The sequence below is a fragment of the Rhodococcus sp. NPDC060084 genome, assembly GCF_042730335.1.
Classification (GTDB): Bacteria; Actinomycetota; Actinomycetes; order Mycobacteriales; family Mycobacteriaceae; genus Rhodococcus.
Genome location: NZ_JBHWWX010000006.1, coordinates 74,833 through 96,077, shown reverse-complemented (window position 1 = coordinate 96,077; position 21,245 = coordinate 74,833). Strand labels below are relative to the sequence as shown.

17 protein-coding genes and 3 pseudogenes are annotated in these 21,245 nt (G+C 66.0%); 10 read left to right on the top strand and 10 right to left on the bottom strand.

What is annotated here, in order from left to right:
- The first annotated feature begins 29 nt into the window (after window positions 1-29).
- The gene (locus ACFWBU_RS05635) at window positions 30-233 is read left to right on the top strand and encodes a zinc-ribbon domain-containing protein (RefSeq protein WP_378527751.1); all 204 of its coding nucleotides are present in this window, start codon (window positions 30-32) and stop codon (window positions 231-233) included.
- A gap of 27 nt (window positions 234-260) precedes the next feature.
- Here the strand turns inward: ACFWBU_RS05635 and ACFWBU_RS05630 are convergent, their stop codons facing one another.
- Window positions 261-1,772, bottom strand: coding sequence for a YdiU family protein (locus tag ACFWBU_RS05630; RefSeq protein WP_378527749.1), 1,512 nt, complete (start codon window positions 1,770-1,772; stop codon window positions 261-263).
- 250 nt (window positions 1,773-2,022) lie between these two features.
- Between ACFWBU_RS05630 and ACFWBU_RS05625 the strand changes: the two genes are divergently transcribed.
- Complete coding sequence (locus tag ACFWBU_RS05625) at window positions 2,023-2,583, top strand: hypothetical protein (protein WP_169652053.1); 561 nt, start codon at window positions 2,023-2,025, stop codon at window positions 2,581-2,583.
- Window positions 2,584-2,718: 135 nt separating this feature from the next.
- Here ACFWBU_RS05625 and ACFWBU_RS05620 read toward each other — a convergent pair whose 3' ends face one another.
- Window positions 2,719-3,291, bottom strand: coding sequence for a TetR/AcrR family transcriptional regulator (locus tag ACFWBU_RS05620; RefSeq protein ID WP_378527748.1), 573 nt, complete (start codon window positions 3,289-3,291; stop codon window positions 2,719-2,721).
- 720 nt (window positions 3,292-4,011) lie between these two features.
- Here ACFWBU_RS05620 and ACFWBU_RS05615 point away from each other — a divergent pair.
- Window positions 4,012-4,827 carry a glycoside hydrolase family 19 protein gene (locus ACFWBU_RS05615; protein WP_378527746.1) on the top strand — a complete coding sequence of 272 codons (816 nt, stop codon included), beginning with the start codon at window positions 4,012-4,014 and terminating at the stop codon, window positions 4,825-4,827.
- Between the two features lie 82 nt (window positions 4,828-4,909).
- Here ACFWBU_RS05615 and ACFWBU_RS05610 read toward each other — a convergent pair whose 3' ends face one another.
- Complete coding sequence (locus tag ACFWBU_RS05610) at window positions 4,910-5,653, bottom strand: VIT family protein (protein WP_169652102.1); 744 nt, start codon at window positions 5,651-5,653, stop codon at window positions 4,910-4,912.
- Between the two features lie 199 nt (window positions 5,654-5,852).
- Between ACFWBU_RS05610 and ACFWBU_RS05605 the strand changes: the two genes are divergently transcribed.
- The 3 genes from ACFWBU_RS05605 (at window position 5,853) to ACFWBU_RS05595 (ending at window position 7,850) form a co-directional block, all read left to right on the top strand.
- The gene (locus tag ACFWBU_RS05605) at window positions 5,853-6,704 is read left to right on the top strand and encodes an SDR family oxidoreductase (protein ID WP_378527744.1); all 852 of its coding nucleotides are present in this window, start codon (window positions 5,853-5,855) and stop codon (window positions 6,702-6,704) included.
- Window positions 6,705-6,714: 10 nt separating this feature from the next.
- Window positions 6,715-7,287, top strand: a complete 573-nt coding sequence (locus ACFWBU_RS05600; RefSeq protein WP_378527743.1) for a DUF488 family protein — start codon at window positions 6,715-6,717, stop codon at window positions 7,285-7,287.
- Between the two features lie 125 nt (window positions 7,288-7,412).
- Window positions 7,413-7,850 carry a carboxymuconolactone decarboxylase family protein gene (locus tag ACFWBU_RS05595; RefSeq protein ID WP_169622223.1) on the top strand — a complete coding sequence of 146 codons (438 nt, stop codon included), beginning with the start codon at window positions 7,413-7,415 and terminating at the stop codon, window positions 7,848-7,850.
- Between the two features lie 18 nt (window positions 7,851-7,868).
- Here the strand turns inward: ACFWBU_RS05595 and ACFWBU_RS05590 are convergent, their stop codons facing one another.
- Window positions 7,869-8,756, bottom strand: coding sequence for an alpha/beta fold hydrolase (locus ACFWBU_RS05590; RefSeq protein WP_378527741.1), 888 nt, complete (start codon window positions 8,754-8,756; stop codon window positions 7,869-7,871).
- Between the two features lie 99 nt (window positions 8,757-8,855).
- Window positions 8,856-10,418: an MFS transporter gene (locus ACFWBU_RS05585; protein WP_378527739.1), complete on the bottom strand. Its 1,563-nt coding sequence runs from the start codon at window positions 10,416-10,418 to the stop codon at window positions 8,856-8,858.
- A gap of 86 nt (window positions 10,419-10,504) precedes the next feature.
- Between ACFWBU_RS05585 and ACFWBU_RS05580 the strand changes: the two genes are divergently transcribed.
- On the top strand, window positions 10,505-11,047 hold the full coding sequence (locus tag ACFWBU_RS05580) for a TetR/AcrR family transcriptional regulator (protein WP_169622220.1): 543 nt from the start codon (window positions 10,505-10,507) through the stop codon (window positions 11,045-11,047).
- On the opposite strand, the pseudogene ACFWBU_RS05575 reads toward ACFWBU_RS05580, so the two are convergent.
- A pseudogene (locus ACFWBU_RS05575) lies at window positions 11,048-11,497 on the bottom strand (metallophosphoesterase family protein); the annotation flags it as partial. It lies immediately after the preceding gene.
- A gap of 83 nt (window positions 11,498-11,580) precedes the next feature.
- Here ACFWBU_RS05575 and ACFWBU_RS05570 point away from each other — a divergent pair.
- Window positions 11,581-14,602, top strand: a pseudogene (locus tag ACFWBU_RS05570) (Tn3 family transposase).
- A 427-nt stretch (window positions 14,603-15,029) separates the two neighbouring features.
- Here the strand turns inward: ACFWBU_RS05570 and ACFWBU_RS05565 are convergent.
- Window positions 15,030-15,389, bottom strand: a complete 360-nt coding sequence (locus ACFWBU_RS05565; RefSeq protein WP_378527738.1) for a hypothetical protein — start codon at window positions 15,387-15,389, stop codon at window positions 15,030-15,032.
- A 4-nt stretch (window positions 15,390-15,393) separates the two neighbouring features.
- Between ACFWBU_RS05565 and ACFWBU_RS05560 the strand changes: the two genes are divergently transcribed.
- Both ACFWBU_RS05560 and ACFWBU_RS05555 read left to right on the top strand, forming a co-directional pair.
- Window positions 15,394-17,016, top strand: a complete 1,623-nt coding sequence (locus ACFWBU_RS05560) for an LGFP repeat-containing protein (protein ID WP_378527737.1) — start codon at window positions 15,394-15,396, stop codon at window positions 17,014-17,016.
- A 568-nt stretch (window positions 17,017-17,584) separates the two neighbouring features.
- The gene (locus ACFWBU_RS05555) at window positions 17,585-17,890 is read left to right on the top strand and encodes a hypothetical protein (protein ID WP_378527735.1); all 306 of its coding nucleotides are present in this window, start codon (window positions 17,585-17,587) and stop codon (window positions 17,888-17,890) included.
- A gap of 725 nt (window positions 17,891-18,615) precedes the next feature.
- Here ACFWBU_RS05555 and ACFWBU_RS05550 read toward each other — a convergent pair.
- The 3 genes and pseudogenes from ACFWBU_RS05550 to mshC all read right to left on the bottom strand — a co-directional run bounded on the left by ACFWBU_RS05550 (window position 18,616) and on the right by mshC (window position 21,201).
- Window positions 18,616-19,581, bottom strand: coding sequence for a recombinase family protein (locus tag ACFWBU_RS05550; RefSeq protein ID WP_378527789.1), 966 nt, complete (start codon window positions 19,579-19,581; stop codon window positions 18,616-18,618).
- Window positions 19,582-19,825: 244 nt separating this feature from the next.
- Window positions 19,826-19,921: pseudogene (locus ACFWBU_RS05545) on the bottom strand (YfcE family phosphodiesterase); the annotation flags it as partial.
- A 38-nt stretch (window positions 19,922-19,959) separates the two neighbouring features.
- On the bottom strand, window positions 19,960-21,201 hold the full coding sequence (gene mshC, locus ACFWBU_RS05540; RefSeq protein WP_378527734.1) for a cysteine--1-D-myo-inosityl 2-amino-2-deoxy-alpha-D-glucopyranoside ligase: 1,242 nt from the start codon (window positions 21,199-21,201) through the stop codon (window positions 19,960-19,962).
- Window positions 21,202-21,245 lie beyond the last annotated feature (44 nt).

Sequence of the window (21,245 nt, the reverse complement as noted above, 5' to 3'; positions counted from 1 at the left end):
GAGGGAGTGTATCGGCCTATGCTGACGCGATGTTCTTTCTCTTCGGCTACGGCACCAAACGGCAGTACCTCGGCGAGGGGCACACTCGCACGTGCCCGCGCTGCCACAACACAACCCAGTGGCGAAGGCTGCGCGTGTACAAGCAGTTCACACTGTTCTTCATCCCGGTCGCGCGGTGGAATCGCCGGGAGTTCGAGGAATGCGGGATCTGCGGCACCGTCGTCGAAAGCTGACCGCCGTGAGCCCCGAAAGCTGCCGTATCAGGTCCCGCAGAAGGTCTGAAAAGACTCGGTGAACTGCCGTGGCGCGGGACCGGCGTAGTCCGACCATTCGTCGCGCCGGCCGAACGGATGCGTCACGACCTCGAGCAACGTCGTGAAGGGCGAGAGGTCTCCGTCGGTGGCGGCGCGGAGAGCAGCATCGACCTGGTGATTTCGGGGTATGTAGAGCGGATTGACCTCGTCCATCGCGTCCGCGGTCGCCGCCGGTCCCCTGCCCTGTTGCGCCAGGACCTCGTTCCAGCGTTCCAGCCAGGGGCCGATAGCCGTCCGGGGCAGGAGGCCGTCGAGAGAGGCGGAGTGCCCGCGCAGTTCCTCGGCGAGAGCACGGAAGGTCCCCGTCCAGTCGGCGCCCGATTCTTCCATCAACGACAGCAGATCGTCGACCAGCGCTCGGTCGATGTGGGTGCCGGCGACGCCGATTTTCGCGGCGATTCCCGTCGTGTAGTGGGCGTCGTAACGCTCGTCGAAGGTGTCGAGCACGCCCGTCGCGGCGGTAATCGCATCGTCCGGGGTGGGCGCCATCAAGGGCAGCAGCGTTTCGGCGAACCTCGCCAGATTCCATTTCAGGACTGCGGGCTGGTTACCGAACGCGTAGCGGCCCCCATGATCGATCGAACTGAACACCGCGGCCGGGTCGAACGCGTCGAGAAAAGCGCACGGACCGTAATCGATGGTCTCCCCGGAGATGGTCGTGTTGTCGGTGTTCATCACTCCGTGCACGAAACCGGTGAGCATCCACTTCGCCACCAGTGACGCCTGCGCCTCGACCACAGCCTCGAAAAACCGCAGATAGCGGTTGCCGTCACCCGTCGCGGGCAGTTCGGTGAGCTCCGGATAATGGCGGCCGATCGCGTACTCGGCAAGGCGCGGCAGCACCTCGCCCCGACGCGCCGCGAACTCGAAGGTCCCGACCCTGAGGTGGCTCGCGGCGATCCGGGCGAGCACAGCCCCGGGCTCGAGTCCGTTTCGGGGCACGTGTGTGCCGGTGGCAACCACAGAGAGAGCTCGCGTCGTGGGAATGCCGAGCGCGTACATCGCCTCGCTGACCAGGTACTCGCGCAGCATCGGGCCGACGACGGCGAACCCGTCACCGCCGCGGGAGAACGGAGTCGGCCCCGAGCCCTTGAGATGCAGATCGACTCGCCGCCCGCCTTGGCCCGCGAGTTCACCGAGCAGCAGGGCGCGTCCATCTCCGAGGAGCGGGGCATAGCCGCCGAACTGGTGACCCGCATATGCCATCGCCACCGGCGCGGCTCTGTCGGGAACAGCCGATCCGGACAGCACACCGACGCCCTCTTCGCTGCGCAGCACCACGGCGTCGAGCCGAAGTTCGGCTGCCAGTTGCTCGTTGAGCACAAGCAGTGCGGGGTCAGGAGCCTGTGCACCCTTCCACGGCACCGTGAGGTCGCCGAACTCGTCAGCGAAGGTGCTCGCGAGACCGGGCACCGCCGTGCTCGCGCCGCTGAGGGTGAAATCCGGGTTCGCAGCCATCTTCCGAGAGTAACCATTACTCGACGAGCCAACCGGGAGGGTCGGTTCGGGTAGCTGTGCGCACTCAGCAGATACATTCTCGGCTGCCGCGTCGCCGGGACGCTGCTGCGTCCCCGAATCCCGGATCCGTGGAGAGGGAGACGCCTTTTCATCGCGATGCTGCCTCCGGGGTCGTGTCCGAAGCAGCTCGGTGGGATGACCGCCGAGCCAACGTGGTAACGGCTCTTTCGGCCGGGGCGACGTAGGTGGTATGTCGAACACTGCGCGTCTGGCGGTAATCGCCTGCGTTTGTGCCGTACTTGCGGGTTGCGGTGCCGACGACGCCGCGAATCCGCCGCAACCGGCCACTTCGCGCACCACGAGCGTCGACGTCGCCACAACGGTCGATCCCCCGCCGCCGTCGGCCCCGCCGGCCACCTCCACTCCGGTGTGGGACACGGCCGAACCGTCGACGCAGGTGCCGGCGCCCGCATCGGAACCACCGGTGTCCGACACGGAGGCCTACATCGTCGATTGTCAGACCGGTCTCGGCCCGATCGAAACCTATTGGTCGGACGGCACCGTCACCGGATACACCGACTACTGCCAGTCGGTACACGACCGTGTGCTCGAAGGTGAACGCGCCGCGAATGCGCCGGTCTGCGACGGAATCGTGTGCCGATACCCGTCGGGTGAGATCGCACCCGACCCCAACGCTGTGCCCGACGACCGCTGCACGAATCAGATCAACTATGCGGGCGATCCTCGTTCCAACGCCGAAATCAACTCGATCGGCGAGCAGACGGGCCAGTGTCCCGCACCGATCTCCTGATACTTCCTCCCAGCTCTCGGTCCACTCACCGGCGAACCGTCAGGGGACGACCGGGCCGTCCGAACCACGTGTCCGCACCACCTCCGCGTTCGGCTCCCCGTGCGCAGCCACCTCGCGCGCACACCGACAGGGCTCTTACATGGGGCGGGCGCGGGGTCGCGCGCCGTTCAGGAACAACTCCGTGATCCGCCGTGCATTGTCGGCTCCTCCGGCCAAGTCCGTCGCGCGGGCCAGATGGAGGAACGCATTCATCAGGAACTGCGGGTCGCCGGTGAGTTCGTCTCCGGCCACGGCCCCCTCGAACAGTACGACCACGGGACTGAGCACCTCGCGGACGTAGAGCGCGGAGATCTCGTCGCGAGTCGTGTCGCTCACCTGGTCGAGGGCATCGTAGATGCGCTGTTCGAACGAGATGGAGGACCCGTGGTCTTCCGAACAGGCGACCGCGAGTGCGGTCAGACGGTCGTCCAGAGATCCCTCGGTGTCGACTGCCTTCCGGATACGGAGGTGCAGGTTGCCGATGAATTCGCGGGCGACCGCCCGATACAGGTCTTGCTTCCCACCGGGGAAGTGATGGTAGATCGACGGCTTCCTGATTCCGACGGTGCCGGCCACGCCGACGAGGGAGATCCCGGCGTAGCCGGTGCCGGCAAGCTGGTCGGCGAAAGCGGCCATGATCTGCGTGCGGGTGTCGGTTCCGTCGGTCATCGGTTCCTCCGAGCGCCGTAGGACTTGGCCAGGTCGGCTATTTCGAGTGCAAGGGAACTGCGCATGCACATCAGCCTACCTACCGGACGGTAGGCTAGCAACAAGACGGCGCCGCCACCGTCCTGGCCGGTCCCCGAAAAACACCCGGACCAACGAACCCGCACGGGTGCGTCGAATGCGTCCGGCAACGCACCTGCGAAGATCAACCGCAGGTCACGGCCCCCTTCACGCCGCTGTGTCCTCGGGCACGAAAAGGTCACGGCCGCCCCATGGAAAGCGGCTTCCGCACCCAATTCCGGGCAGGGCGGGGAGGCAGCACCAAGCGCGTCGAGGCGCAGTCTGCGAACGAACCGAACCGGGCGCTCGGACGTCGATGGGCTCCTACCGAATTATGTTGCGGCAGAACGGATTAGGATCGAAAGCGCGGTCTGCCCAGGAGCGCCCAACACGACGGGTTCGGCGTTGCGGCGGCAACCTCGAGCGGCCGCTCCGGGCGGTTCCGGCGGCGACGAATCGCGGTCGGCTGCGACGGCTGTCACGTCCCCGGGGCTGAAATGGCCTTCGGCACGATGCCTTGAAACGCGCCCTAGCTGCGGCGTTACCTGGTTGTGACATAAAAACCGCTGGAACGGAATTTAAACATCTCCTTTCGGTAACGCCAGCGGTCCCGTTTTGAAAGGGCCGAGCCCCAGCTTTCGGCCGAATCTTGGAGCACGACTCATGCCTGTTTCACCCTCGCGCCGTATCAAGTGCGCCATCGCCGCCACTGCCGTCATCACCGCCGGCGTCGGATTCGGTACCGCCACCGCCAACGCCAATCCGGTCACCTCTGCGGCCACCCGCTACCAGGAGCCCGGCAACCTGCTCAAGACGCTCGACATCGACGCGCTCACCGGCTCGGGATGGTCGAAGGTGGACAACACCACCGTCGAACCCGAGGAATCCTCCGAGGAAACCGAGCAAGCGGTCGAGCCTGTGGCCGAGCCCGCCCTGGCTCCTCCGCCGCCTGTGGTCACCCCCGACGAGCTGGCGCGCATCGTGCCGGGCGTCCCGCCCGAGAAGATCGGCGAAATCATCGCCCCGTTGAACGATGCGATGGTTCGCCACGGTATCGACAACCCGGTTCGTCAGGCGGCGTTCATCGCGCAGCTCGCCGTCGAGTCCGATTCGTTCCGCACGTTCGAGGAGTACGCATCCGGTCGCGCCTACGAGGGCCGCGCCGACCTCGGTAATACCCAGCCGGGAGACGGCGAGCGGTACAAGGGCCGCGGCGCCATCCAGGTCACGGGTCGCCACAACTACCAGAAGCTGAGTGAGCACACCGGGGTGGACTTCGTTTCGCACCCCGAACTGCTGGCCACCGGGGAAAACGCTTTCACCACCGCTGCCTGGTACTGGACCTCGCGCAATCTCAACGAGGTCGCGGACACGGCCGGAATCGTTCGGGTCTCCGAACTGGTCAACGGCGGTCACCACGCCCTGCAGCGGCGGGTCGCCGACTTCGAGCGCGGCCTGAACGTGCTGCTGCAGCCGTAACCTCACAGGACTCCCGGTCCTGGACCACCCGGCCGATCCGGCCCGCCCTTTCGCAGGGCGGGCCGGATCGTTTTCGTCGGGCCTAGACCGCTACGTCGAAGATCTGCCCGATTGCGTACGTCACCACCATTGCCAGTGCGCCCCCGAGCACGACGCGCACCACGGCTCGTCCGCGCCGGGCTCCCCCGAGCCACGCACTCGTCGACCCGGTGATCGCCAGCGCGACGAGCACGGACGCGAACGTCACCGGAATCCGCACCCCGTCCGGCGCGAGCACGATGACCAGCAGCGGCACGAGCGCCCCGAGCGTGAACGACACCGCCGACGACAGCGCGGCGAGCCACGGATTGGCCAGTTCGGTCGGGTCGATCCTCAGTTCCACCTGCGCGTGCGCAGCGAGCGGATCCCGGGCGGTCATCTCCTCGGCCGCGGTCCGGGCCGTGCTCTCCGAGAGCCCCCAACTCTCGAGCAGATCCTCCAGCTCGGCCAGTTCGGCTTCCGGCATCACCTCGAGCTCGCGCCGTTCCGCGACCAATGCGGCCTGTTCGGTGTCGCGCTGAGTGCTCACCGAGACGTATTCACCGAGTGCCATCGACACGGCTCCCGCCGCGAGACCGGCGACACCGGCGGTCAGAATGGTCTGTTCCGTCGTCGTAGCTGCCGCGACGCCGACGACCAGTCCTGCGGTCGAGACGATGCCGTCGTTCGCGCCCAGTACACCTGCGCGCAGCCAGTTGAGTTTGCCCGCCAAGGAGCCGCCGTGGGGTTCTGCGCCCTTGTGGCCTCCCGGCTCGCCCCCCTGCGACCGTGGTTCGGGCAACGACATGCCGTCAAGCTAACACCGTCCCGGGCCGAAGGATGAGCATTCGCTCTCCGTAAGCACCTCCTGCCGGCTCGTAGTGTGTGACGGTTGCGGGAGAGATCGCCGGCTCACCCGCCGAAGGCCACGCCCCGGCCCCTGTCTCGGACAATGCGGCGCGAGAGGACTGCGGCGCGAGAGGACTGCGGCGCGAGAGGAGACTGCCATGGCCAGCACCCGTATCGCGGTTACCGGATCCACCGGCAACATCGGCCGCGCTGTCGCCGCCCACCTCGACGAGACCGGGACCCACATGCGTCTGGTGGTACGCGATCCTGCGCGCGCGCCGACCGGAGCCCGCGACGTCGTGCAGGCGTCCTACGGCGACCTCCAGGCCGCGACCGCCGCGTTACGCGGGGCGGAGGTGCTGTTCATGGTCTCGGCATCCGAGAGCGCGGACCGTCTCACACAGCACCGCACCTTCGTCGACGCCGCGGCTGCCGCCGGGGTGCGGCACGTGGTCTACACGTCGTATCTCGGGGCCGCCCCCGACGCGACCTTCACGCTCGCCCGCGACCATTGGGCCACCGAGCAGTACCTGCGCGAGTCCGGGATGGCATGGACATTTCTGCGGGACTCCCTCTACCTCGACTTCCTGCCCACGCTCGCAGACGAGGACGGAGTGATTCGCGGCCCGGCCGGGGACGGCCGGGTGGGCGCTGTGGCACGAGCGGACATCGCGCGCAGCGCCGCCGCCGTGCTCGCGGGGGTCGATGCTCATGCCGGCCGGACCTATGACCTGACCGGTCCGGGAGCGATGACGCTGAGCGAGGTCGCGCGCACGATCACCGACGTGACGGGGCGGGCGACCACGTACGAGGAGGAAACGGTCGAGCAGGCGTACGCCTCGCGTCGCAAGTACAAGGCCCCCGCGTGGCAACTCGACGCGTGGGTCTCGACGTACACGGCGATCGCCGCCGGTGAGCTCGCCGCGGTGACCGACGCGGTCCAGCAACTGACCGGCGCTGCGCCGCTGAGTCTCGCCGAACTCCTGGCCCCGGGTTCACACCAGGCCTAGGGAACCGGCCATGAGCGGCGAACCCGGCACACTGTGGACGATCGGGCACTGGACATGCCCACCCGCCGTCCTGCTCGACACGCTTGCGACCGCAGACATCGACCTGGTGGCCGACGTACGCAAGATGCCCGGTTCGCGCCGCAGTCCGCACGTCGACGCCGACGCGATGGCGTCATGGCTCGGCGAAGCCGAGATCGGATACCTGCACCTGACCGAACTCGGTGGCCGGCGACCGAAGCAGAAGGACATCGACCCGCAGATCAACGCCGGGTGGAGAAACACGAGTTTCAAGAACTACGCCGACTACACGCTCACCCCCGCGTTCGAGACGGGGCTGGCGCATCTGAGCGACCTCGCCCACGACCACCGCGTCGCGATCATGTGCGCCGAGCCCATGCCGTGGCGTTGCCACCGCCTTCTGATCGCCAACACCTTGACCGCGCGGGGATGGACGGTGGTGCACCTGATGACCGGCGCGGCACCGAGGCACCACGTCCTCGGCGGGTGGGGGGCTGTACCGAAGGTCGGTGCCGACGGTGTCGTGACGTACCCCGACGCGGCGCGCGACCCCGACACTGGGTGAGACCCCGACACTGCGCTCGCACGGACCGGCGTGAAAACGACGAGCACCGGAACGCGCCGATCCCTGATGGAACGCGACCGTCGTTGACAGACTTGTTCTGCCTCCAACCTTCGAAGGGAAGCCGGATGAGCGTCGTCAACCTCGGGAAGCAACACCCCGCCGCATACAAGCAACTGGTGAGTCTCAACGAGCAGGCCGAAGAAGCAGTCCGGCAGGCCGAGCTGGACCCGTTGCTCGCAGAACTGGTCAAGATCCGGATTTCACAGATCAACGGGTGCGCGTTCTGTCTGCGCATGCACACCCGCGACGCCGTCGAGAAGGGCGAGACCGGCGACCGGCTGGCGGTGGTGGCCGCGTGGTGGGAGTCGCAGTACTTCACATCCCAGGAGCGCGCGGCCCTCGCGCTGGCCGAACAGGTCACGCGGTTGCCGGTGCCGGACGCACACACCTGGGACGACGGGTCGCTCACGCCCGCGCAGGCGTCCGCAGTCGGCTGGCTCGCGGTCGTGATGAACGCGTGGAACCGGGTGGCGATCACCAGCGGTTATCCCGTCGGACCCTGAGCGTCCGGGTCCTGGCCGCTACGGACGGACAGCGGCCTCGACGTCCCGCACGAACCGGGTGGTCGCGTCGGCGAGTTCCGCGGGATGCGAACGAGGTGACCAGTGGCCCGCATCCAGCGGGTGCACGCGCAGATCGGTCACCCATCTGTCGGTGTCTTCGTACCCGACCGGCCGCACCGCCCGGTCCCGCAGATTCAGGACCAGCTGGACGGGAACCTCGGTCCGTCGCTCGCGCGGACCGGCGAGCCGCCGGCGCAGATTGGCGCGATACAACTTCAGTCCGTGCGCCATGTCGTCGGGCAGGGTCGGCGCGACCGGCCCGATCGCCGCCGGGTCCGTCCGGTCGAAGAATCCGACGAAGGCAGGCCAGCGCCGGGCGAACCCTGCCCGCAGCACGAGCGCCGGCACTCCGGGGATCTGGAACATCAGGGTGTAGGACGAGGCCAGCGCCTGCTCGCCGGGTCCGAGGAGCCGCAACTCCCCTGCCCGCCGGCGCATCCACAGGCCCAGATGGTCCAGGTTCGGCCCCGATACCGAGGTGTACGACGCGATCCGTCCGGTGGCGATCGGCTCGCACACGGCTTCCCAGCACAGGACCGCACCCCAGTCGTGACCGAGCAGGTGGACCGGTTCGTCCGGGCTGACCGCGTCGATCACCGCGAACAGGTCGGCGGCGAGGTGCTCGAGCCGGTAGTCCTCCACCGCATCGGGGACGGTGGACTTCCCGGCGCCGCGATTGTCGAAGCGCACGATCCGGAAGGTGTCGGCGAGCAGCGGCGTCACCCGATCCCATAGAGCGTGCGTATCGGGCCAGCCGTGGACGAGGACGAGAGTCGGCCCGTCCGGGTTGCCTTCCTCCACGACGTGGAGCCGGGTCGGTCCGTTGGTGACGACACGACTGTTCATGTTCTCCCCCGATGTCGCGCAGCACTGGAAGTACGCATGGCGCCCAGATTAACGTGACGCGGAGTAATAAGTAACCTCGAGCGTTCGGCGCCTACGGGTTCATACGTGGGAAGCCGGTCCCGGGACGTGCCCGTCCTGCCGCGGACGCAGCATGCGCCAGGCGACGAGCGCGGACACGACCATCAGCGCGGCTCCGATCGCCGACGTGATCGTCACCCCACTGTCGAACGCGGATCCGGCGGCGGCCAGGAGGGCGTCGGCCTGCACCGCGGGCAGTGTCTCGGCCACTGCGTGCGCGCCGCCGAGCGTCTGTTGCGCGGCCGCCGCCTGCGCCGCATCGATCCCGGCCGGGACGGTGAAGTGGGACGTGTACGACGCCGTGAGAATCGAGCCGAGTACGGCGGTTCCGAGCACGGCACCCATCTCGTACGCGGTTTCCGACACCGCCGAGGCCGCGCCGGCCTTCGTCGGAGGCACGCTCGAGACGATCAGGTCGTTCGAAAGCGTCTCCGCCGCACCGATGCCCGCACCGAGCACGGCGAACGCGACGATGATCGGTGTGACGGCAGACGGCGAGGCCGTCAGGAACACGAGCCCGTAACCGATTGCGGACAGCAGAAGGGCCGCAACGATGATCGTCGACGGCCGGATCCACCGCACCAGCAGCACCACCGACATCCCGGCGACGACCATGACGGCCAGTCCCGGAACGAGAGCGATCCCGGCTTGCATCGGGCTGTGCCCGATGACGAGCTGCAGGTGCTGCGAGACGAAGAACAGGAAACCCACCAGCGAGAACACCGACAGCAGGTTGACGATGACGGCGCCCGAGAAGGCCGGTACCCGAAACAGCCGGACGTCGAGCATCGGGTCGCTCCGGTGCAGTTGCCGCCGAACGAAGAGCACCAGCGCGAGCACCCCCACTGCTGCGGGAACGAGCGCGGCGAGACCCATCCCGTCGCCGGCGAGGCGCTTGATCGCATAGACCAGCGGTGCCAGCGCGAGCATGGACAGTCCGATGCTCACCACGTCGACCCGGCCGGGATTCGGGTTCTTCGACTCGGGAACGAACATCGGTGCGAGCACGAGCAGCGGGATCAAGACGGGCACGGCGAGCAGGAACACCGAGCCCCACCACGCGTGCTCGAGCAGGAATCCGCCCACGATCGGGCCCAGTGCGGCGCCGGCTGCGAAGCACGACGCCCAGATCGCGATGGCGAAACGTCGCTGGTCGCCGTCGAGGAAGATGTTGCGCAACAACGACAGCGTGGACGGCATGAGCATCGCGCCGAAGAAACCGAGCGCACCGCGGGCGACGATCAGCAGTTCGGCGGACGGTGCATAGGCGGCCGCAACGGAGACGGCGGCGAATCCCGTCGAGCCGATGAGCAACAGGCGTCGGCGCCCGATCCGGTCACCGAGGCTGCCCATCGCGACGAGCAGACCGGCAAGCACCAGCGGGTAGATATCGATGATCCACAACTGCTGCGCTCCGGTGGGCTGCAGTGCCGACGAGATTTCGGGCAACGCGAAGGCCAGGACGGTGTTGTCCACGGAGACGAGCAGCACCGGAAGCATGAGCACCGCGAGCGCGGCCCATTCACGAGGACCTGCCTTGGCGCTCGGTGAGAGGTCGGGCGGGGAAACAGGGGTGGTGGACATGGATCTCGTGCTTTCGAAGTCAAGGCCGGAACGTTCGTTACTGTACCAGCTGGACGGTATAGTAACGAAGGTCGTAGGATCGCCTGGTGCCACCCCCACCTGCCGCCCGCACCAAACTTGTGGACGCATTCGTGTCGGTCCTCCTCGAACACGGTGAGCGCGCCGCCACCCTCGACGCGGTGGCGGCCGCCGCCGGCGTCTCCAAAGGCGGGCTCCTCTATCACTTCCCGTCGAAAGCGGCCCTGATCGAGGGTCTTGCCGAACATGTCGAACAGCTCGCCGCCGACGACGCCGAACTCATGCGCACAGCCCCGGAAGGTCCTGCCGCGTACTACATTCACACTTCGGTGTACGCCGACACCCCCATCGACCGAGCCATCATCGCGACCACCCGCCTGAGCCAGGGCGCGAACGAACGCGCCCGGCAGGCGCTGCACCGCATCCGGCAGGGCTGGCTGGACGTTCTCACCGACGCACTCGAGGACCCCGCCGTCGCGCGAGCGGTGATGCTGATCGGCGACGGCCTGTACTACAACGCCGCGATGTCGGGAGAAACAAGCGAGACACCGCCCGAGGACGTGGACGAACTCCTCGAAGTCGTGCGACGCATGACCGACGGACGCGACTGATCAGCGACCCGCCGGTCCGCTCGATTTCGCCGGGAGACGGTGCAACTCGACGTCGCCCAGCGCACCGCCGTCGACCGTCGCGGTCATGTACGTACAGTGCGGCTGTCTGCGCCGATCCGTGGGCGAGCCCGGATTGAGCAGGCGCAGACCGCCGGGAGCTGTGGTGTCCCACGGGATGTGGGAGTGACCGAATACCAGCACATCCGTGTCGGGATACGCCGCCTCCATGCGCTTGTCCCGGCCCGCCGAGGCGCCGGTCTCGTGCACCACCGCGAGACGAAGCCCGTCGAGCGTCACCCGCGCGACCTCCGGAAGCCGCTCCCGCAGGGCGGGTCCGTCGTTGTTCCCCCAGCATGCGATCAGGCGCCGTGCACGTTCTTCGAGGGCGTCCAGCAGTCCGACGCCGATCCAGTCACCCGCGTGGACGACGATGTCGGCGCGGTCCACCTGGGGTAGCCGTAGTACTCGGGAAAAATCGGGCGGATATGGCAAGGTAACCTGCTGACCTGGGAGTCTTCGTACTCAGGTGGGAGATGCGGGTGGCAGGCCAGGTGTTCACCGAAGAAGAGTTGATGTCCCTGCGGAGGTTCCCGGAGATCGGGCGGGAGGAGCTGTTCCGCTTCTTCACATTAACCCCGGCCGATGCGGCGTTCGTCGACCCAGGTCGAGGTCGCGGTCCAGCCGACCGGCTGGGTCTTGCTGTTGCCCTGTGCACGCTGCCGTGGCTGGGTTTCGTACCCGATGACGTGACCTCCGCACCACGGTCAGCGGTTCTGCGGCTGGCCGAGCAGCTTCGAGTCGATCCGGATGCGATCGGCTCCTACGGGCGGCGAGCAAAGACCCGCACAGATCATTTACTACTGGCGGCAAGGTATCTCGGGTGGCGGACGCCGACGACGTTGGAGCTCAAGGAACTCGACGAGTTCCTGTTGGCGCGGGCGATGGAGCACGATTCGCCGACCCTGCTGTTTCGGCTGGCCTGTGAATACCTGACCTCGGCGAAGGTGATCCGGCCGGGTCCGCTGACGGTGGTCAAGCGGATTGCCCATGCACGAGAGGTGGCGCAGGGAGAGACATTCACCCGGCTGGCGCACGAATTCACCGCCGAACGCCGGACCGGACTCGATGGCCTGCTGGTGACCGATCCGATGATCGGAATGACCCGGCTGCGGTGGCTGGGTACCGGACCGGTGGAGGCCTCACCCGCCGCGGTGAAGGCCGAGATCGCGAAGTTGGAGTTCCTGCGCTCCCTCGGCGCGGACACCCTGGATTTGTCGGCACTGCCCGCGGAGCGGCGCCGGTTCCTGGCCACGATGGGTCGCCGCCTGACCGCGCAGGCGTTGACACGACGTGAGCCGCAACGGCGGTACCCGATCCTGCTGACGCTGGTGGCGCAGTCGGCCACCGAGGTACTCGACGAGGTGATCCAGTTGTTCGACCAGGCCATCTCGGCGCGGGAGAGCAAGGCCGGACACAAGATGCGCGAAGCGCTGGCCGAACGCGCCAAGTCCGGGGAGGACCGGCAGTCGCTGTTAGACGCGATCCTAGCCATCGTCGCCGACCCGGCGGTGCCGGACGAGCAGGTCGGCGCACTGATCCGCGGCGAGAAGATCGGATGGCAACGGTTGCGGTCGGCGCAGTCGACCGCGCTGCCACCATTGCCGCGCGATCACGGCCACCTCGCCTCGCTGGACGGCTCCTACGGGTACCTGCGGCAGTTCACCCCACAGGTGCTGGCAGCAGTGACCTTCGCCGGCGGCACCGCCGCCACCGAGCTGCTGGGGGCGGTGGCGATCCTGCGGCACTTGAATGCCACCGGTGCCCGCAAGGTCCCCGACGATGCTCCGAACGGGTTCGTACCCGCCCGCTGGCGCGGCTACCTGGACACGGCGACCGAAAAGCGGCAACACCAGCGCGTACCGCCACTACTGGGAGCTGTGCGTGCTGCTCGCCTTGCGCGACGGGCTGCGGTCGGGGGATGTGTGGGTGCCGGGCTCGCGCCGCTACTGCGATCCGGCCGCCTACCTGCTCACCCGCGAAAAGTGGGCCGACCAGCGTGCAGAGTTCTGTCGACTGGTCGGCAAACCCGCCGACGCCACCACCGCGCTGGCCCAGCTGCAGGACGAGCTGCACACGGCGCTGGGCGAACTGGAACAGACTCTCAGCGAAGGCGATGGCCCGGTCCGCCTCGATGAGCGGGGCGATCTGGTGATCTCTCCATTGCCTGCGGAGGACGTGCCAGCCGAGTCGGTGGCACTCAAGGCGGAGCTGACCGAGATGCTGCCGTTCGCGCCGATCGTGTCGCTGTTGATCGAGATGGACCAGCGCACCGGGTTGCTGGACTGCTTCACCCACGCTGGCGGCAAGGCGACCCGCAGCCCGGAGCTGAAACGGAATCTGATCGCGGTGCTTCTGGCGCACGCGACCAACCTCGGGTTGACCCGCATGGCGGATGCCTGCGGCATCTCCTACGACACGCTGGCTTGGACCGCAGAGTGGTACGTGCGGGAGGAGACACTGCGGGCGGCGAACCTCGCGCTGATCGGCTACCACGGCGTGTTGCCGCTGACCCCGATTCTCGGCTCCGGCACGCTGTCGTCCTCGGATGGGCAGCGGTTCCCCACCCGCGGAAAATCGATCACGTCCAGGGCATTGAGCAGGTACTTCGCGCACGAGGGGCTCTCGACGTACACGCACGTGACCGACCAGCACACCACCTACGGGACCAAGATCATCGTCGCGACGAAACGCGAGGCGCACTATGTGCTCGACGAGATTCTCGGTAATGCCACCGATATCCCGATCACCGAACACGCCACCGACACGCACGGGGTGACGCTGGTCAACTTCGGCCTGTTCGACCTGCTGGGGTTGCAGCTCTCCCCGCGGATCCGGGATCTGGGCAAGATCACCCTGTACCGGACCGGCCCGAAATCACAGGCAGAGGCAAAGTCCCCGCTCGCGGGGCCGCTGCTGACCCGGCGGGCCAACCTCGAGCTGATTGCCGCGCACTGGGACGATCTGTTGCGCCTGTCCGGATCGCTCAAGTTCGGGCATGCCACCGCGTCGCTGCTGGTCGGCAAACTCTCCGCGGCGACCCGGCAGAACGCGCTCGCCGCAGCCCTCAAGGAGTACGGTGCGGTGCGGCGCACCATCTACGCTGCTCGCTATCTGTCCGATCCCGCGTACCGACGCAGGATTTCCCGTCAGCTCAACAAGGGCGAGTCGCTGCACGCCCTCAAACGTGACTTGCTGTATGCCCACGAGGGCACGATCCGTGCCCGCCACCTCGAGCAGCAGACCGAGCAGGCTTGGTGCCTGACGCTGGTCACCAACGCTGTGGTGACCTGGACAACCGAGTACTACGGGCTGGCGGTCGAGTCGATGCGCAGGTCCGGACGGGCTATCGACGACGAGGTCCTGACCCATATCTCCCCGGCGCACAGCGAGAACATCAACTTCTTCGGCTCTATCGACGTCGACATCGAGGGTGAGCTGGCTCAGCTCGGCCCCACCGGTTACCGGCCGCTACGGATTGCCGACACCCTGTTCTGAGCGCCGCCTGACAGAGACCAACCGCGCCCGATGGCAGGTTCCCGGGCAGGAGCGGTTTACGGATTCGGCGCTCGACGGTGTCGGTCGGTGCGCGATGACAGCGGTGGTGGACGCCCTCGACCAGAACCCGTCATGGCGCTATTCCAGTACGTCCAGGGGGCGAGCCCGTCGGCGTGCTCGTCGCGCAGCACGCCAGCAGGCAGAGCCGTACAGCCCCGTTTCGAGATCGTGGGCGCGGCACATTGCACGCCGAACGCGACCCGGGATCGGACTTCCTCAACATACTGAACATTTGTTTTCTGTTACCAAAGTGATGCCTGATGCGTTTGCGCTTCATAGGAAAGCGTTTACGTTTTGAGGCAGCGATGGCGCCGCCGCTGACCCTGTACCACTCGAAAGACAGTAGGTGTCAGATGGATTTGCACACTCAGCGTGGTTCCTTCATGTCTCGACACAGATGGCTGGGCCGGTGTGTGGTCGCCGGCACGGCTGTGGTGATGATTGCCGCCGGGGAGTCGGCAGCGCTCGCACAGCCGACCACCACCAGCCCGGCCGCTCCCACGACCACCACACTCTCGACCGCCCCAGACCTCGCACCGACGGACAGGCCAGTCGAGACCTCGGCTGATCCCTGCCTGGCACCCACGACCACACCGTCGTCCACCGCGACCGCGACGACGCCGCCATCCGTGCCGTGCGCGACGACTCCACCGGCGCCCGAGCCCGTGCCGACAATCTCGGCGACCGCTGCGGCGCCGCAGCCTGCGCAGGCCCCGGCGGTTCCCACGGAAGTGAGCACCCAGACCCCGGAATCGGGGCCGACAGAAGTACCACCGATCAGCAAGGTTCCCTACGCGGCGGGCCCCACGGAGAATCCGAACGCGACGATCGTGCCCGGACAGATGCGGTCCGACCGGCAGGAGATCCCGGAGCCGTTCACCAAGGCCGACGCCGACCTGGCCGAGACATTGGAGGCTCAGGCCCAGGCCTCCCGGTCTGCGTTCGCGCCGATGGCGTGTCAGTACTTCTGGCCGTCACCGCATATCGTGTGCGGGGCGATCCTCGACAAGTATCTATCCCTCGGTGCGGAGAACAGCTTCCTCAAGCACCCGATCAACGTCGAGCTGTCCAACCCCGACGGCATCGGATCCCGCCAGGAGTTTCTTGTCGGGCCTATCTACGCACATCCCACCGCCGGCGCTCACCCGGTCGTCAACAGCTTCATGACCAAATGGGGCTCGTTCGGCTGGGAGGCCAGCTTTCTGGGCTATCCCACCACCGATGAGATCGTCAATTCCGACGGGATCGGTCGCCGCCAGCACTTCCAGAACGCGGACATCTACTGGCACCCTGTCGCTTCACCTGGAGCAAATGTCATCGGTGGTGCGATCCGGGACAAATGGGCACTGACCGGTGGGGAGGGACCCGGCGGCCTGCTCGGGTACCCCATCACCGACGAGATCTGGGTCGGAGCCAGCAGCGAAGGCCGCATGAACCGCTTCGAACGCGGCGTCCTTTACTGGCACCCCAACCACGGAGCATGGCCCGTGACCAGTCCGGTCCTCGACGAATGGTCTACAGCAGGCTACGAGCAGAGCGTCTATGGATATCCTGTATCCGATGCGAGCCCGAACGACATCGGAGGAACGTTTCAGGCCTTTGAACATCGGGACATTGAAACGCCTCGTTCACCCGTCAGGTCAGCGTACTCCTGCATCGACGTTGCGCTTAGCACGGCCCAGGACTCCGGATTGACCTCCGGCTTCCAATTTGGTTGCACACCGTTCGGCGTAACGGTCACAGGCGCAGGCGGGCAGAATGTCTTCGTGGTACCGGATTCCGAGGAATTCAACCAGGCCCCGTCAATACCACGCCTCAACAACTCCACAATAGAGTGCGACACGATGGAGCCGACCAACATTTCCGCGCCGAGCTTGAACGGACCGCGTGTATCCAAGCATGTTGATTTGTGTATCGGTGCCGCATCCAGCTCGGGGCAGGTCGAGTGGAGCAAAGAGTTCGCCTTCCAAGTTGCAAACATTCTCGACAATAGGACTAACCAACGGGTCGAGACCAGAGTGACTACCCTCGGCTTCCCGTCACGGACTTTCGCTCTGACCTACCGAGTGCGACAGGATATTTCTAGAGCCGGGGATCGGACTGTAACGGAGAAGACCCTCGTTAATTCTGGGACGGACACCAATCCGGCATACAGCACCTATAATACTCCGCTCTCTGAGGGAAAATATTTCGTCGAGGTAATCAATCTCGGACTGGAGATTCCGTCGCTCGGATACGACCAAACATTTGGCGGGCTTCGGTTCGCGATCGGTCGGTACACTTGTTCGGAATATTCAGGAAGCGGGCCCGGCGACCTCTGCCAGTGGACAAACCCCATCGACGACCACACATAAACTGCGGCTCACGCGCAGCGAGCCAAGTGGGACATGGCCGAGCGGGAGTTTCACGGACGGGAAACCAACCAATTCTCGAAACTCCCGCTCCTTGTCGACCTGACGGTGCGCCTGATGCCATGGAGGTCCCGAGCATCACCGAAGCGAGGTCGGGAAGGCAGACGATAGGCGGTAGCAAGGAAGCTCGCCCTAAAACACCTTTTCTTTTTATAACCTCAGTACGAGAGGTATCATGAGCTATTGGGACAACCTCTGCGAAACACGCTCCGTTTCCAGAATTCAGCAATTCGACCACATTGAAGAATCCGGGATCTCCAGTATCCTTATAAGGCCGTCGGGATACTTCTTGATAGAAATCGAAGGCCAAACGTCAAGAGACGGAATTCTACGGTTATTTCTTGCAACTGTCGCACCTATGGAATCGGCGTGGGAGGTGTTAGTCGACGGAGTCGAATACAGTCGCAATGTGGGACGAGTTGGGATGAGCTGGTTGAGGGCAGATGGAGAATCCTATACGACGTCTGCTCCCTACGTTCCGCGGCCACACTATCTCTGCCCATCTAACCTTGTGTTCTACGACAACCTGCCGATCTGGGGATCCACCATCGAGCGCTATGCTCGCGACTTCATTCCCGATCGCGTGTCTATGGGCAACGAGCGCTACAGTCGAATTTTGTTCCGTCCGGACGAACGTCGACAGGGCGAGGGTAGTCGAGCGGAGATAATTATCGATTTGCTTCACCGGATAGCGGTCTACTACAAGATCGACCATCCCGATGGGGCAGGCATCGAAATGGCAGCCTCCAAGGCCCGAATCATATCCGAACCCGGGAATAGAGAGACCGAAGAGGTCTACGCGATCGATTTCCTTTAACGATCGGTCCCGTCGACTACCTTCTCCAGGTTCTCATCTGGAGAACAAACAGGTCCGCCGCTGGCCTGTACGCGCTCAGAGCCAGTTGCTACCGCTCGCACCGCATAAGAGACGCCCGGACCTAGGCCCGAGATATGATCTCTTTGCCCATCGTGGACGACGATCATACGCCTCCAGGAGTGTGCAGCAGTGGACCACTACCATCGAGGTCGTGGCGTGGTTGATATTCTGTGCTTTCGGCGTTGTGGCATTGGTGGCGTGTGTGGTTCTGCCAAAGGGCTCCCGACATGAGCGGACCCCTGAATCCCCTTGGTTCTGGATGGTATTCCCTGTCACGTGCCTCATGATCGCAACCTCGGTAGGGGTCTTCATGGCCTGGCCACAGGCCATGAGCAGTTCCGGGAGTCTCTGGTGGGACTTGTCCGGTCCGAGAACACCGACAGGGCAATTCCTGTCGAGCGAGCAGTACCACGAGATCACCATGTGGAATCGGATGAGATGGCTGCTACCGGTGGCGTCTGTCGTAGGAATCGGGCTGTCCGTGTGGGCGTGGCGTCGAGGTCGCGTATAGGTGCACCTGCCCAACGTCGACGCAGAGTGTCGGCGGCATGTGAATACTGACCCCGGCATGGCAGGCGGGCGAGTTCTGTTGCACCTGCGTGGGGTTTTGATTATGTGGACAACTCGGCGCGGGCAAGAGGCGGACCCAGGACCCGACTGGCCATTCAGGCATGTTCGGGGCACAGCAGCGTTGGGTCCGTTTGCCATCCGGCGTCGGTGAGCCACTGTTTTACCGGATCGGGCAGGACGTCGTTGGTGTCGATTTCGGCGGCGAATTCTCCGGCGAGGATGGGGCCGTCTCCACAGACGGTGCAGGCAACATCGACAGCAGGTTCTTCAGGTTGGCAATTGCGGCAATGGTTTCGAGCGACGATTTCGCCAGGGACGTCGAGGTCTCGGTGTAGCCAGGTGACGGCCACGTCGGCGCGTTGGTGAGCGGCCTCGGATCGGGTGCTGGGCTCGTGCCCGCAACTCGGGCAGGCACCCCGTGTCTTCCGCACCGGGACGGGGTGCTCGAGTATGTCCAGGCCAAGGTCAGTAGAGGTCGTTGTCTCGGAACCTGCCGATACATCGTCGGACTTGCTCAGGTGCCCATAAAGAGTGGTGCGGCGCACGCCGAGCAGTCCGGCGATCTGGGCGACGGTGTGCGTGTTGGCGTCGTAGAGACGTTGAGCGTGCTCGACCTGCTCGGCAGTGAGTTTCGGTGGGCGCCCGCCCTTGCGGCCGCGAGCCCTGGCTGCGGCAAGCCCATCGCGGGTGTTGGCCACGATCAACTCGCGTTGGAGCTCGGCGAGCACCGAGAGCATCCCGAACATGGCGCGGCCCTCTGCGGTGGCGGTGTCGATGCCCTGTTCGAGCACCTTCAGGCCGACGCCCTTTTCCCGGAGTTCGGCGCCGAGGCCGATCAGGTGCAGTACCGAGCGGCCTAGCCGGTCGAGGCGTGTGATCGCGAGTTGGTCTCCCTGTCTCAGCAACCTGAGCACCAGATCCAGTTGGGGGCGGGATGCCTTCGCGCCGGAGGCGTGGTCGACGTGGATGTTCTCGTCGGAAACGCCGGCCCGGCGCAGCGCGTCGATCTGGTGATTCGGGTTCTGGTCGCCGGTCGAGACGCGGGCGTAGCCGATCAGCACGTGTCGACAATATCCGACGGTGAGGTTATCCGACGTAGTTTCTCGACACGGGTATTCAACATCCTCGACCTGGATAAACGGTTTCACGCTCAACCCTGTCGAGAAACGAAGGTTTTTCGACACGACCAACGGGGACGGTCGCCATCTCGGCCGCATCCCCCGTCGCCTCCCGGCCGTCGGCCACTCCCTCGCGGTTCCATAGACCGGAGGTGTGCACTCAGCCCATATCCGCCCGATTTCTCCCGAGTACTACGGCCACCCTCACCTCGTCCCACACGACCGCGGGGAGCCCACGTGCCCGCGCGGGGACGTGGGTGTCGGCCAGCAGCAGCAACCTCATCGGCCCAGTGTGCCGCGCCCTGCTCGGGCGTGCCGGTACTACCGCAGAGGAACACCCAGCAGCGCATCGACCGCGTCCGCGAACAGGCCGGGCGCCGACGCATCGTCACCACCCTGCTCGACCGCGAACCGGGCCCAACCATCAAGGGCCGCAAGAGCCTTCGGGGTGTCGAGATCGTCGGCGAGGTGCTGGCGCAGGCGCGCGACGGTGTCGTCGGCGGACTGCGCCGACTTCAGTGCCGCCGCCTGACGCCACAGCGCGAGCCGGGTGTGCGCGTCGGAAAGCACCTCGTCGGTCCAGGCCCGATCGGTGCGGTAGTGCCCGGAGAGCAGCCCGAGGCGGATCGCGGAGGGGTCGACGCCCTGCACCCGCAGCTTGGAGACGAACACGAGGTTGCCGCGCGACTTGGACATCTTCTCGCCGTCGAGACCGATCATGCCGGTGTGGACGTAGTGCCGCGCGAAACGCCGATCGCCGGTGACGGCTTCGGCGTGTGCGGAGGAGAACTCGTGGTGCGGGAAGATCAGGTCGCTGCCGCCACCCTGCACGTCGAAACCGCTGCCGATGCGGTTGAGGGCGATCGCCGCGCACTCGATGTGCCAGCCCGGGCGGCCGTCACCGAACGGAGACGGCCACGCCGGCTCTCCCGGCCGCTGCGCGCGCCACAGCAGCGCGTCGAGCGGATTGCGCTTGCCCGCACGGTCGGGATCGCCGCCGCGCTCGGCGAAGAACCGCATCATCGTGTCGTGGTCGTACCCGGATTCGTAGCCGAACTGCTCGGTGGCGTCCACCCGGAAGTACACGTCGGGGTACTCGGGATCGTCGACCGTGTAGGCGGCGCCCGATGCGACGAGCTTCTCGACGAGTTCGACGACCTCGTTCACCGATTCGACGGCGCCGATGTAGTCGCGGGGCGGCAGCACCCGGAGCGCTTCCATGTCTTCGCGGAAGAGCGCGGTCTCGCGCATTCCGAGGACCATCCAGTCCTCGCCGTCGCGCTCCGCGCGTTCGAACAGCGGATCGTCGACGTCGGTGACGTTCTGCACGTAATGCACGTCGTGTCCGGCGTCGCGCCAGATGCGATTGACGAGGTCGAAGGCCAGGTAGGTGGCTGCGTGCCCGAGGTGGGTGGCGTCGTACGGGGTGATGCCGCAGACGTACATCGTCGCGGTCGCGCCGGGTGTGACGGGGCGCACCGCGCGATCCGCGGTGTCGAACAACCGCAACGGGGGCCCCTCACCGGGGACGGACGGGATCGCGACGTCGGACCAAGACTGCATGGATACGAGAGTAGTGGAGCGGCGCGACGCCCCTGCCGGGGCAC